The organism is Pedobacter sp. AC402 (assembly GCF_979252805.1).
This window is the reverse complement of record NZ_CEEDAI010000006.1, coordinates 404,112-418,053: the sequence shown is the minus strand read 5'-3', so window position 1 is coordinate 418,053 and position 13,942 is coordinate 404,112. Positions and strand designations below refer to the sequence as shown.

The 13,942-nt window shown below is 41.3% G+C and carries 7 protein-coding genes; 6 read left to right on the top strand and 1 reads right to left on the bottom strand.

Annotated elements, in window-relative coordinates:
- Positions 1-7 precede the first annotated feature (7 nt).
- From AC0IWE_RS06150 to AC0IWE_RS06125, 6 genes are all read left to right on the top strand, one after another.
- Complete coding sequence (locus AC0IWE_RS06150; protein ID WP_055906166.1) at positions 8-1,480, top strand: RagB/SusD family nutrient uptake outer membrane protein; 1,473 nt, start codon at positions 8-10, stop codon at positions 1,478-1,480.
- Positions 1,481-1,488: 8 nt separating this feature from the next.
- A complete protein-coding gene (locus tag AC0IWE_RS06145; protein ID WP_471792361.1) occupies positions 1,489-3,324 on the top strand; it encodes a fasciclin domain-containing protein in 1,836 nt (611 codons plus the stop codon).
- Positions 3,325-3,419: 95 nt separating this feature from the next.
- Positions 3,420-4,844, top strand: coding sequence for a fasciclin domain-containing protein (locus tag AC0IWE_RS06140; protein ID WP_471792360.1), 1,425 nt, complete (start codon positions 3,420-3,422; stop codon positions 4,842-4,844).
- Between the two features lie 27 nt (positions 4,845-4,871).
- Entirely contained in the window at positions 4,872-8,039 is a 3,168-nt protein-coding gene (locus tag AC0IWE_RS06135; RefSeq protein ID WP_471792359.1) for a SusC/RagA family TonB-linked outer membrane protein, read from the top strand.
- Between the two features lie 121 nt (positions 8,040-8,160).
- Positions 8,161-9,909 (top strand): RagB/SusD family nutrient uptake outer membrane protein, encoded by a 1,749-nt coding sequence (locus AC0IWE_RS06130; protein WP_471792358.1) that lies wholly within the window; start codon positions 8,161-8,163, stop codon positions 9,907-9,909.
- Positions 9,910-10,070: 161 nt separating this feature from the next.
- Positions 10,071-11,318, top strand: a complete 1,248-nt coding sequence (locus tag AC0IWE_RS06125) for a glycoside hydrolase family 28 protein (RefSeq protein WP_471792357.1) — start codon at positions 10,071-10,073, stop codon at positions 11,316-11,318.
- A gap of 2,431 nt (positions 11,319-13,749) precedes the next feature.
- On the opposite strand, the gene AC0IWE_RS06120 is transcribed toward AC0IWE_RS06125, so the two are convergent.
- On the bottom strand, positions 13,750-13,884 hold the full coding sequence (locus tag AC0IWE_RS06120; RefSeq protein WP_471792356.1) for a hypothetical protein: 135 nt from the start codon (positions 13,882-13,884) through the stop codon (positions 13,750-13,752).
- Positions 13,885-13,942 lie beyond the last annotated feature (58 nt).

Sequence of the window (13,942 nt, the reverse complement as noted above, 5' to 3'; positions counted from 1 at the left end):
CAACAGGATGAAAAAGATTATATATAGTACAGGCATAATCATGATGCTGATCATGAGCAGCTCATGCAAAAAATGGTTGGATTTACAGCCCAGGGATGGCATTACACGTCAGGGCTTTTGGAAAACCAAAGAAGATATACAAGCTGCGGTTGCAGGTTGTTATGCTTCCTTACTGGCACCTCCTCCAGGGATTAATGATAAGGCTTTAACCGAGTATATGTTTATATATGGCGAAATACGTGCCGATATGATTGATGCCGGGCCGAGTGGAACAACAGAGGAGAAAGATATTTTTGATAACAACATTGTGCAAAGCAATACCTTAACCAGTTGGGCTGCTTTTTACCGCACCATTAACTTTTGCAATACCGTATTGGATTTTGCGCCCGCCGTAAAAGAAAACGACCCTACTTTAACCGATGCACAATTAAATGCCTACCTGAGTGAAGCTTTGGCTTTAAGGAGCATGATGTATTTCTACCTGGTTAAAACGTTTAGAGATGTGCCATTAAAATTAACTTCCTCATCAAAAGATACCGATTTGCAGGAGCTTGTTAAAACACCAGGTGCAGATGTTTTAAATCAGGTTGTGGCCGATTTAAAAAAGGCCGAAGCAGGCGCGGTAAGCACCTACGGAAATACCGTATCAGACAAAGGCAGAATTACAAAGTTTACAGTAAATGCTTTGCTGGCCGATGTGTATTTATGGATGGATAATTTTGCAGCCTGCATTACCGAATGCAACAAAATTATGGATTCGCAGAAATTTGCCGTTCAGGGTGCAGGTTCGGGTTGGTACAACAATGTGTTTTTTAATGGCAGTTCAACAGAAACCATTTTCGAATTTTCAAATAAAAATTCGGTAAACAACGTATTCTATAACTTACTGATACAATCTAAAAAACGCTTTATAGCTTCAGGTATTTTAACCTCCGATATATTTACGCCTGATGATGTAGACCCAGACCGGATTTACGATATCCGCGCCGCTAATTTTTACAGCGGAGACAACAGCATAATAAAATTTGGTAGCGAAAACCCTTCATATGTAAATTGGCAGGCTTACCGCTTATCCGATATCTGGATGCTAAAGGCCGAGGCTTTGGCCTATACCGGTGGTGGAGCAGATGCCATTACCCTCATTAAAGATTTAAGGTTAAAAAGAAATGCGGTTAAAACAACAGAAGAAACTCCCGATGAAAATGATAAGGATGCCATATGCGATTATATTTTGGCTGAACGATCGCGGGAATTTGCTTTTGAAGGCAAACGCTGGTATGATTTATTGCGCATAGCAAAACATGAAAATTATCGCCGTTTAAACGTACTGCTCGAAATGGTCGCCCGAACGGTATCACCAGCTGTACAGCAATCGGCAATAGCCAAGTTCAGGGATGTAAACAGCCATTATTTACCGATTAACGAGAACGAGCTTTTTGCCGATTCAAAACTTGTCCAAAATCCATTTTACACCAAATAAATTTTAGCATGATGAAAAATAATCAAAATGTACGCAGCCTAGCCAAATTGGCGATGATCTGTGTTATTGCTTTTATATTTATAAATGCATGTAAAAGAGAATCGTACACTTTAGCCACTACAGATGATGTAAACATTACCGGCTATTTAGATAAATACCCAGACAGGTTCTCTTTAATGAGGCAGATAGTAGAGCGTTCGGGCACGGCTGGCTATTTAGGTGCTTATGGCAGGTACACCTTATTTACACCGACCAACGATGCCGTAACCGCCTGGCTTAAAGGTATTGGCAAAGCGAACGTAGCCGATTTAAGTGTAGAGCAATCGAAAGATATGGTTAAATTCCATTTATTGCCCGATACTGTTGCAACCAACCGCTTTACAGATGGAAAATTGCCACAAATAACTTTATATGGCCAGTACCTGCAAACAGGTGGCGTAAACGAAGGCGGGGTAAGCAGCATTATTGTAAACAAACAGGCAAAAATAAGCCAGTCGAATGTAAGGTTGGGTAATGGCATTATCCATGTAATCGATCATGTATTAATCCCTGCAACATTAACAACTGCACAAACCATCGAGGCCAGCGGGCGTTACAAGTATTTTACCCAGGCCTTAAAAGAAACTGGTTTTTTCGATTCCTTAAATGTAGCTTCATCAACCGTTACAGATACCACCAGAAGATTGCAAACGGCTATTATCGAATCAGATTCTGCATTGGTAAAAGCCGGCTACAGCAGTTATGAAGCCTTTAAAGCCAAATTTTCAAAAACAGGCAATCCTAAAAGCCATACCGATAGTTTATGGTTATATGTAGCCTATCACATTTCGGCAGGTGCAGCTTATACGCCCGATATCATCTCATCAACTACCATTAATACCCTTGCACCAAAAGAGGTAGTAACCACCAAATATGTTAACCAGCGGATTTTATTAAATGATGATGAATTTAACGGTGTATTGGAGCCTGGAGTGGAATTAAACAGAACCTTCAGCAATATCACCACTGCAAATGGCGTAATTCATGAGTCTAAAAACCTTTACTCCATTAAGGTGCGTTATCCAACAGGCGTATTTTTTGATGTTTGCGACCAACCAGAACTAAAAGCAAATCCCATCTGGCGTGGCAGAAATGGTGCAACCAGCGGTACAATCCCATTGTTTGCAAATGGAGCCTCTATTTTGTCAGGAATGAGAGTAAATAATGCTGCAAAGGCAACCCTTCCTCAGAATTACGATTATTTCGTCTCTATTTTCGGTGCTACAAGAAGAATTGCTTACGACGATAAATTGAACCTTTCAATGGGTTTAACAAATGCAAATCGCGCAATTTGGGTAGAGTTAAAAACGCCAATGTTGGTTAAGGGTAAATACAAGGTTTGGATCTGTTATAGCCAGTTTGGCAGCGGTCCACTTTGCCAGATAGGTATGGATATTGGCACGCCTGATGCTCAGATTTTACCAAATCTTGTTGATTTCAGGCAATCGCTCACTTCATCGGGTATGACTGATGCAGGAGCTGCTTTACCAAGTTCAGACCCTTTGATGTTGGCACAGGGCTTTAAACGCTATCTGGCTACTACAAACGATAAAGATAAAAATGGCAATGCTGGCCTGATTCAGCCTGCTGTTAAAAATAACTGGCCAACTGCAACCGGCAGATTAGCGGGAACAGTAAACATTACGACTACTGATAGGCACTGGATTAGGTTAACCATGGTTGGCGGTGCAGAAACAAGCAGCAATACCTGGTTGGATATGATTCAATTTATACCGGAAAACGATGACCAGAATTATCCAAGGTTTTCACCAGGTAAAGACGGTCTGATTTTTCAAAAACCCTAAACCATTAATAATCAGGTTGCACCATTAAATTGGTGGTGCAACCTCATTTAGAAATAAAATAAACGCTTGTAATAGGGAGATAACCGAAATAACTAATGAGAAAAAATATACTACATACCATATTGTTACTGGGCATTGTGCTTTGGCTGGGGGGATGCAAAAATGCAATGGAGGAGCATACAGCGATTGTAAATGTGGATAATACCACCGATCTTTTACAAAAAATTGCCGGCCAGCCCAACCTGAGTAAGTTTACTGAATATGTGAGGAGCACAGGTTATGATAAACTGTTAAGCTCATCGCAAACATATACGGTTTGGGCACCCACCAATGATGCATTGGCAACGCTTGATGCAGCAATTGTGAGTGATCCTTTAAAATTGAAAGATTTTGTGGCCAATCATATTGGCTTAACTGCCACCACTGCACCAAAAGGCATTGCCGATACTGTAAGAGTGTTGCTGCAAAACAAAAAATATGCTACCATGATTGGTGCTACATTCGAAGAAGCCGCTGTTGTAGGCACTCCTGCCTTTGTTAAAAACGGTGCTTTATATGTAATTGATAAGGCGGTGCCAACCAAGTTAAATGTTTGGGATTTTATGCTCAGCAGTACCGATGCACCCACCCAAACCAATTACATCGCCAACTTATCTACCCAGGTAATTGATACCGCTAATGCCACAATTATTGGTTACAATGCATTAGGCAACCCGATATTTGCGCCAAACCCGCCAATGGTATCAAGAAATACCTATTGGAACAGTGTTGCCGATTTACGTACGGAAAACCAGCAATACACTTTTTTCATGTTGCAGGATGCAACTTTTACTACAGAACGTAACCGTTTAGAACCTTTTTACCCAAATGGAGGCGCATTTATATTGGTGCGCGATCTGGTGGCAAAAGGATTGTATACCCTTGATAAATTACCAGATACGCTGATTTCTACCAGAGGGGTTAAAATTCCAATTAAAAAATCGGCTATTGTAAAATCATACCGCGCCAGTAACGGAATTGTATATGTAATGAATGCCATGCCTTTCAGAACCAAAGATAAAGTGCCAACCTTTAAAATTGAGGGCGAACTGCCTTCTGGTTTTAGATCAGACAGATCGGGTAATACGCTTTACCGGCTTAAACTGGATGATAAGGGCTTGCCATATAAGGATATTGAAGTGTACAACCATGGTATTGCCGAATATTATGTTCAATACCTATCAACCGTTGCAAATGTGAAATACAAAGTTTACGCAAGAGCCATTTCAGGTGGCCCTGGTGATGCACAGGTGGCCAACTTTACCCAGCGCTATTTTATATTTAACCCAACAACCCTGGTTTACGATGTGTTTGCCACGCAAACAGTAACGCCTTTAAATTATACAGAAGTTTACCTAGGCGATTATACACCACAACAATATGGGCTGTTGCAACTGCGCTTAATATCGGCAAACGTAACTTCGGTTAACCAAAATACGCTCATTCTAGATTACCTGAGATTTGAACCTATTCTTCCTTAATTAAGTAATCTGACTCAATAAAAGACTATGCATAATTTTACCATCATACGAAAAGGAATTTTAATTGCGCTGTTTGCCCTCGTGTGCCCCGCCTTGGCTTTTGCACAGCAAACCGATACCGGCAAAACAGATTCGAGCCAGTACAGTACCGATACCACAACGGTAAAAGTGAAGCAAAAACGGTTGGTTGGCCAAAGAATAACAGGCGTTGTGGTAGATGGTTATACCAATAAGCCCGTAACCGGAGCCAAACTTACCGTAACCGATTTTTCGGGTGCTTTAACCGATAACAATGGAAAGTTCAGCATTGTAGTACCCGATTATAATGCCACAATTTTAATCAGCTTTACCAATTACCACACCAAATTATTACCTGTACATAAAGGTAAACTGGCTACCATTAAAATTTATCCCAACAGCTACAACTCTTTGTTTACTGAGGTAACATTGCCTGCAGGTACACAAAACCTGGCCAGATCAGAGTCTGCCATAAGCTACCTGAGTCCTCAGGGCGGGTGGACAGTTAATTCTGAAACCCCAGATAGTTATTTGCAAGGCCGTATGGCGGGTGTAAATGCAATCAGGAGATCGGGTACACCGGGTATTGGTGCCGATGTGTTTGTACGGGGTTTTACTTCATTGTATGCCACAAACCAACCGTTGTATGTAGTAGATGGTATGGTTTACGATGCAAATTCTTACGGTACATCGTTAACAACAGGCCATAAAAATAATCCATTGCAATTTATTGATGTTCGTGATATCGAAAACATCAGCCTCATTAAAGATGCTTCTGCCGCTGCTGTTTACGGCAGTAAGGCTGCAAATGGGGTAATGATCATTACTACAAACCACGCCAAAGATTTGGCCACAACGATCGATTTTTCTGCCTATACAGGGATCAACCTAAAACCTAAAAGCATTAAGGTAATGGGGGTAGATGATTACCGGAGTTATTTGTCTGATGTTTTAAAAAGCCAGGGTTTAAGTGCCACTGCTATTGCCGCCAAACCTTATATGAACGATGATCCGAACCCGGCAACCAATCCAACTTACTCCATGTACCATCAAAATACCGATTGGCAGAACGAGGTTTTCAAAAACAGTATCGATCAAAGCTATTTTTTAAAAGTAAGCGGGGGCGATAACATTGCAAAATATGCACTATCTGCAGGTTATTCATCCGATAAGGGCGTAATTGATTCTACCAGCAACAATAAATACTCCATGCGTTTTAACAGTGATCTAAACCTCACCAAAAAACTTACCGGAAACACCAATTTATCTTTTACTTATACCGAACAGCGGTTAAAAGATCAGGGCTTGTCTGCCCGTACGAATCCTATTTTTCTATCGCTTGTAAAAGCACCGTTTTTAGCGGTAAATGAAATCAGTGCATCAGGAGCAGTTTCGCCAAACCTGGCCGAATATGATACCCTGGGGGTAAGTAACCCTAGGGCACTGATTGAAAAGGGACTGAACCAGAAGAAAGCTTACCGCTTTTTTGGTAACATTAATTTTGATTACGCATTCAGCAAAACATTTAAACTTTCTAACCTAACTGGTTTAACCTATGATAAAACGCAGGAAACTTTGTTTATTCCACGTAAAGGCGTAACCAACGAAATTTTACCAACCACCATTGGCGATAGTAAGCTGGGTACCCAGGTAATCCGTTACTTTAGTGTTTTTGATGATTTACATTTAAGTTTCGACCGGAGGTTTGGCAAGGGCCATACCCTGCATGCCGCATTGGGTACGCGTTTTACCTCGAGCCAGAGCGAACAGGATTTTGCCATTGGTTACAACTCCGCAACTGATGTTTTAATCAGCATTGGCAACAGTAATGCCGCATTACGCTCTTTTGGTGGCGATATTGGCAAATGGAGTAACCTGAACAGTTATTTTACTGCCAACTACAATTATAAGGATAAGTATTATTTAAGTTTAAATGCCGCTGTTGATCAATCATCAAGGTTTGGCCGTAAAGATATTTCTTCATCGGTACGTTATATCGGCGGTTATGGTTTGGATATCCTGGGCAATAAATCGGCTATTTTACCGGCTTTAAGTGGGGCATGGTTAATCTCTTCTGAAGATTTTATGCACAATTATAAATACATCGATTTGTTGAAACTGAGATTAAGCTATGGCCTGGTTGGTAACGATGATATTGGCAATTATAACAACAGGCAGTATTATGTATCGCAAAACCTGTTGGGTTTACAAGGCCTTGTGCGTGGCAACATTGCCAACCCTGGCATCCAATGGGAGCAGGTAGCCAAATTCAACACCGGTATAGATGCTTCATTTTTTAATGAACGTTTAAGTCTGAGCCTCGATTATTATATCCATACCACCAGCAAAATGCTGGCTTATGTTCCTGTAGCATCAGTAGGAGGGATCAATTCTTATATCGATAATCAGGGCGGTATGCGTACCTCAGGATTGGATTTTGGTTTAAACAGCCGCATTTTAAATAAAACATTCAAATGGGATTTAGGCATCACCCTGGGTACCTATAAAAATAAAATAAACAGCCTGCCCGGCAGTACCGATATTTTAACCAGCTATGCCAATGGTACCTATTTAACAAGAGTTGGCCAAACAGCTAATTTATTTTACGGTCAGCGCACCAATGGAGTATATGCCACCACAGCCGAAGCTAGTGCCGCTGGTTTATCGATTAGAAACAGTGCAGGTGCGTTGGTGCCATTTACCGGTGGAGATACCAGGTTTATTGATACCAATGGTGATAAAATTATCAATGATGCCGACCGTGTGGTAATCGGCGATCCTAACCCTGATGTTTATGGAAGTATTAACAATACCTTCAGCTATAAAAACTGGAGTTTGGATGTGTTGTTCTCATTTGTGGCCGGTAACGATATTTACAACTATACCCGTTCGGTACTCGAATCTGGAAACAGCTATTACAACCAAACTGATCTAGTGCGCAACCGTTGGCGTGGAGAAGGCCAGGTTACCAATGTGCCGAAAGCGAGTTATGGCGACCCGATGGGCAATGCACAATTTTCTGACAGGTGGATAGAAGACGGATCTTATTTCCGCCTGCGCACCTTGAATTTAACCTATAATGTGCCGCTAAAAGCAAAAGCAATTAAGTATGCAAAGCTTTATGCAACGGCTAATAATGTATTCACTTTAACCAATTACCTGGGGTTACGACCCTGAGTTTAGTGCCTCTGGGAGCATATTTACGCAGGGTGTAGATACCACACTAGAACCCCAGTTCAGGTCGTTCCAACTTGGTGTTAGAATTGGTTTATAATTGATAATGTATAAAAAGATGAAGATGGATTTTAATAAAAAAGTTATTGCCCTTTTAGCAGTAGCCCTGCTTGCAACAGGTTCATGGTCGTGCAAAAAACTTACAGATGAAGTACCTGAAGATAAATTGGATATTACCAATGCCTACCGGAACGTAGGTGATGCCGATGCAGCTGTAATTGGTGCTTACGGACAGTTTTTGGGCCTTGAAAAGTTATACATTTTACAAAACGAACTTCGTGGCGATCTGGTAGATGTTACCGGAAATGCCGATGTATATTTAAAGCAGCTATCCAACCACACCACGAGTAAAGATAATCCTTATATCGATCCAAGGCCATATTACAACGTGATTTTGAACATTAACGATGCGCTTAAAAACTTCAATTTAATGCTTGCCGATCACCGGATGAGTGTTGATGATTATAATAAACATTACTCCGATCTGGGTGCTTTGCGCAGTTTTATCTATTTACAATTGGGTGCGCAGTATGGTAGCATTCCATACATCACCGATCCTGTTGAAAAGGTAGAGGATGTTAAAAATTTAAGCCTTTATCCGCGCATATCTTTCGATGAGCTTTTAACCCGACTGATTGATTTTACTGAAAAGCTGCCTTACAAGGAAGTTTACTCGTACCCAACAGGCAATGCATTAAATGTGGCCATTGATGGGCAGAACACGCAAAAAATATTCATCTGTAAACCCTTTATATTGGGCGATTTATATTTATGGAAGGGCAATTATTTAAAGGCAGCAGAAAATTATGCCAAGGTGATGAATGTTGAGAATTCCAATACCAACATCAATATTCAGTTTGATGCCTATAAAGTTGTTTATGCTCTCGGTGGCGCATATAACGACCTAATAGTACGTTACACAAGGGCACAGGATGAGGGTGCTTTGGTAACTGATGGTGGTTGGCGCAATATGTTTATACAGCCTACCAATAATATTACCTGGAATTCGGAGTTTTCTTGGGGCATTCCCTATAACCCAAGTTATAAACCGGGCAATCCAATGGTTGATGTTTGTTCATCTCTGTATGGCAAGTACCTGATCAAACCATCGAAAGTTGCAATTGATAACTGGAATGCGCAAAGGCAATACAGCGGTATACCTTATGATGCAAGGGGTAGATTATCTTACGAAACTTCTGCGGCTGGTCCGGTAATTACCAAGTTAACGGATAATAATACTGTATTGAGCAGTTTTAATAAAGGTGGTAAATGGGGAATTTATAGAGCGGGCTTGTTACACTTGCGTTTCGCTGAAGCGGCAAACCGTGATGGGCAGAGCAAACTAGGCTGGGCGTTTTTGAATATTGGTATTCAGGATACCTACTACACCGGTACTTATTTAAGTGGAGCAAAATCTCCGGTTTCTACTGCCGAGATCAATACCATGCAAACACCATATCCTACCACTTCGCCTTATTATTTTGATGCCAGAAGCAATTCAGATTATAAATCGCCATGGTACAGAAATACAGGCATCAGAAATAGGGCAAATGTGCGTGCAATTGATGTAAGCTTTCAAACCGATATGTTAGGCTTGGAAGGTAAATTGATTGATGAGGATGCACTCGAACTGGCATTTGAGGGCAACCGCTGGCCAGATTTAGTTCGTGTTGCCCGCAGGCAGAACAATCCAGCTTTTTTAGCAGAAAAGGTTTATCAAAAACTGTTAAAGGCTGGTGATCCCAATGCTACTGCAACCCGTGCAAAGTTGATGGATCCAGCCAATTGGTATTTGCCGTTTGATTGGAAATAGAGCTGCATGAAACACCGTGCCGAATCGTAATGCCCTAATAGTTTTCATAGGTTGCATTAAGGTTCCCGCCTGCGCGGGAATGACGGCAATAGCGAAACACCGTGCCGAATCGTATGACGTCCCTGATTTCTACGCTCATTTATTTATATTTACCCATGTTCATGATCAAAAAACTAATATTCGTCACTTTTCTTGCCATAATCAGCTTAAATTCTATAGCCCAGGAATACGTAATAACCAAGTTTGGGGTAAGTAGCGATAGTACAAAACTGAATACCAAAGCGATTCAAAGTGTAATCGATAAGGCTTTTAAAAAAGGAGGTGGTACAATTGTAATTCCTAAAGGTACGTACCTAACCGGGGCATTATTTTTTAAGCCCAAAACCAATTTACTGTTGCAAGAAGGAGCGGTACTTAAAGGATCAGATAACATTAAGGATTATCCATTTATCCCCTCAAGAATGGAAGGCAGAAGTTTAAAATATTTTGCAGCCCTGATTAATGCCACCAAAGTAGCCGGTTTTAATATTTCTGGTCCCGGTACTATCGATGGCAACGGACTAAAATACTGGAAAACGTTTTGGTTTTACCGCGATTCGGTGAAGAAAACAGGTAGAGATGCTACAAATCTCGAAGTAAGCCGGCCACGTTTATTGTTTATCTGGGGCTGTAATAATGTGAATATTAAAGGTGTAAAATTGCGTAATTCCGGTTTCTGGACTACCCATTTGTATCAGTGCAACAATGTATTAATCGAGGATTGTGATATCCTCTCACCATTCAGACCTGTAAAAGCACCCAGCACCGATGGTATCGACATCGACGTTTGCAAAAAAGTAACCATTAGAAATTGTTACATTTCTGTTAATGATGATGCCATTTGCATTAAAGGTGGTAAAGGGGTTGATGCTCAAAACCTACCCGAAAATGGAATTGTGGAGGATATATTGATCGAAAACTGCACCATCGGCGAATCGCATGCCACCCTAACCATGGGCAGCGAATGCATCCACGCCCGCAACATCACCATGCGCAATTGTAAAGTAAATAATAACTGCCCGATATTGAGAATGAAAATGAGGGGAGATACCTTTCAGCTTTATGAAAATATTACTGTAGAAAACATTACTGGAACTTGTGGATCGATTATCGACTTAAACCCATGGAAACAATTTTTTGATCTGCAAGGCAGTACAGCAAAACCTTTTGGTACAATTAGAAACATCAAATTATCGAACATTAAAGTTGAAGCCACTAAATTTGGTGAAATGGATGGGAATCCAGATGATAAAGTATCGAACTTTCTTTTTAAGGATTTGGAGGTAACTACTAAAACGCCTTTCTTGAAGAATAAATATCAGGATGTTAAAATTGATAATGTTGTGGTAAATGGAGCACCTTGGTGGTGAAACCTTAGTTGTATAATTTCGGATTTTACTTATTGTTTTAAGAAACTAAAAGGGTACATTGTAACGTCATTTCGACCGTAGTGGAGAAATCTTTGGATTTGCCATCATAACATCCGTCATTCTCGCGCATGCGGGAATCGTAATGCTTTCGCTATGTTTTTACATACATATTTGCCCGTAGGTCTAAGACGATCGTCATGCTGAATTTATTTCAGCACCTTTTTTACTGTTAAAACCTTGAAGGCAACATACATCCGTCATTCTCGTGCATGCGGGAATCGTAATGCTTTCGCTCCGCTCGGGCTTGCCTCGGTTAGCCACCGAAGGGCTCTTACTTTTGGCTTGGCCCAAAAGTAACAAAAGTCCAAGGCTTGGAACTGATGTCGGATAAATTCGTTAAAGCTTTTTGGTCGTCAGCACAAGTTCCGCCGAAGGGGGCGGAAAGTGTGTGCTGCCTCAATGCAACGATGGAAGGAAAGGTAATGATTAAGCTTTAACGTTTTCTCCTTCCATCATTTCCTATGCCGGATAGCATGGAGCATATATTGAGGTGCATATAGCGAGGTTCAGATTAAGACCGTCGTCATTCTCGCGTAGGCGGGAATCGTATGCGATCGCTATGCTTTTACAATCTTAATCTTATTCTTTTTAAGAAACTGGAGGGGTACATAGTAACGTCATTTCGACCGTAGTGGAGAAATCTTTGAATTTGCCATCGTAATACATCCGTCATTCTCGCGCATGCGGGAATCGTAATGCGATAGCTATGCTTTTACATACATGTTTGCCCGTAGGTCTAAGACGATCGTCATGCTGAATTTATTTCAGCACCTTTCTTGCTGTTAAAGCCTTGAAGGCAACATACATCCGTCATTCTCGCGCATGCGGGAATCGTAATGCTTTCGCTCCGCTCGGGCTTGCCTCGGTTACCGATATGAAATCGGTACAGGTCAGCCACCGAAGGGCTCTTACTTTTGGCTTGGCCCAAAAGTAACAAAAGTCCAAGGCTTGGAACTGATGTCGGATAAATTCGTTAAAGCTTTTTGGTCGTCAGCACAAGTTCCGCCGAAGGGGGCGGAAAGTGCGTGCTGCCTCAAATTCAACGATGGAAGGAAAGGTAATGATAAAGCTTTAACGTTTTCTCCTTCCATCATTTCCTATGCCGGATAGCATGGAGCATATATCGAGGTGCAGATAGCTTATCTCTTTTAAGAAACTGAAGGGGTACATAGTATCGTCATTTCGACCGTAGTGGAGAAATCTTTGGATTTGCCATCATAACATCCGTCATTCTCGCGCATGCGGGAATCGTAATGCTTTCGCTATGTTTTTACATACATATTTGCCCGTAGGTCTAAGACGATCGTCATGCTGAATTTATTTCAGCACCTTTTTTACTGTTAAAACCTTGAAGGCAACATACATCCGTCATTCTCGTGCATGCGGGAATCGTAACGCTCTTCGCTCCGCTCGGGCTTGCCTCGGTTAGCCACCGAAGGGCTCTTACTTTTGGCTTGGCCCAAAAGTAACAAACCTGAGCGCAGCGAAAGCATGACTACCTATAAAAACAACAAAGAATAAGGCATAACTGAAAGGCTTGGAACTGATGTCGGATAAATTCGTTAAAGCTTTTTGGTCGTCAGCACAAGTTCCGCCGAAGGGGGCGGAAAGTGTGTGCTGCCTCAATGCAACGATGGAAGGAAAGGTAATGATTAAGCTTTAACGTTTTCTCCTTCCATCATTTCCTATGCCGGATAGCATGGAGCATATATTGAGGTGCATATAGCGAGGTTCAGATTAAGACCGTCGTCATTCTCGCGTAGGCGTGGAATCGTAATGCGATCGCTATGCTTTTAAAATCTTAATCTCTAGCTTATCTCTTTTAAGAAACTGAAAGGGTACATAGTATCGTCATTTCGACCGTAGTGGAGAAATCTTTGGATTTGCCATCGTAATAAATCCGTCATTCCCACGCAGGCGGGAATTGTAATGCAATCGCTATACTTTTACATACATGTTTGCCCGTAGGTCTAAGACGATCGTCATGCTGAATTTATTTCAGCACCTTTCTTGCTGTTAAAACCTTGAAGGCAACATACATCCGTCATTCCCGAGCATGCGGGAATCGTAATGCGATCGCTATGTTTTTTCAAACATGTTTGCCCGTAGGTCTAAGACGATCGTCATGCTGAATTTATTTCAGCACCTTTCTTGCTGTTAAAGCCTTGAAGGCAACATACATCCGTCCTCCTCGCGCATGCGGGAATCGTAATGCGATCGCTATTTTCTATAATCTTAATCTCTAGCTTATTACTTTTAAAAAAACTGAACTTTACTAATATCTTCATTGCCTAGGCCAGGTCTGCACCAGCCGAAGCAATCTTATCAAATAAGCAGTTCTTTTTAAACAGCTGCTTATTTACAATGATTTTTAGCAGCGCATGGCAGCGAGCTTATGATACTCATAATTTGCCGCTGCCGTAAGCAGGAAGGTTTCATGATACTCATGATTTGTCGCTGCCGTGAGCAGGAAGCTTTCATGATACTCATGATTTGCCGCTGCCATGAGCAGGAAGGTTTCCTTGTAAAACTGATAATTTATGTCATGCAATGAATAGATTATG

What these genes read in the sequence shown, in the direction of transcription:
- AC0IWE_RS06150 (WP_055906166.1), top strand. Translation starts at nt 8, where the DNA reads ATGAAAAAGATTATATATAGTACAGGCATAATCATGATGCTGATCATG.
- AC0IWE_RS06145 (WP_471792361.1), top strand. Translation starts at nt 1,489, where the DNA reads ATGATGAAAAATAATCAAAATGTACGCAGCCTAGCCAAATTGGCGATG.
- AC0IWE_RS06140 (WP_471792360.1), top strand. Translation starts at nt 3,420, where the DNA reads ATGAGAAAAAATATACTACATACCATATTGTTACTGGGCATTGTGCTT.
- AC0IWE_RS06135 (WP_471792359.1), top strand. Translation starts at nt 4,872, where the DNA reads ATGCATAATTTTACCATCATACGAAAAGGAATTTTAATTGCGCTGTTT.
- AC0IWE_RS06130 (WP_471792358.1), top strand. Translation starts at nt 8,161, where the DNA reads ATGGATTTTAATAAAAAAGTTATTGCCCTTTTAGCAGTAGCCCTGCTT.
- AC0IWE_RS06125 (WP_471792357.1), top strand. Translation starts at nt 10,071, where the DNA reads ATGATCAAAAAACTAATATTCGTCACTTTTCTTGCCATAATCAGCTTA.
- AC0IWE_RS06120 (WP_471792356.1), bottom strand. Translation starts at nt 13,884, where the DNA reads ATGGCAGCGGCAAATCATGAGTATCATGAAAGCTTCCTGCTCACGGCA.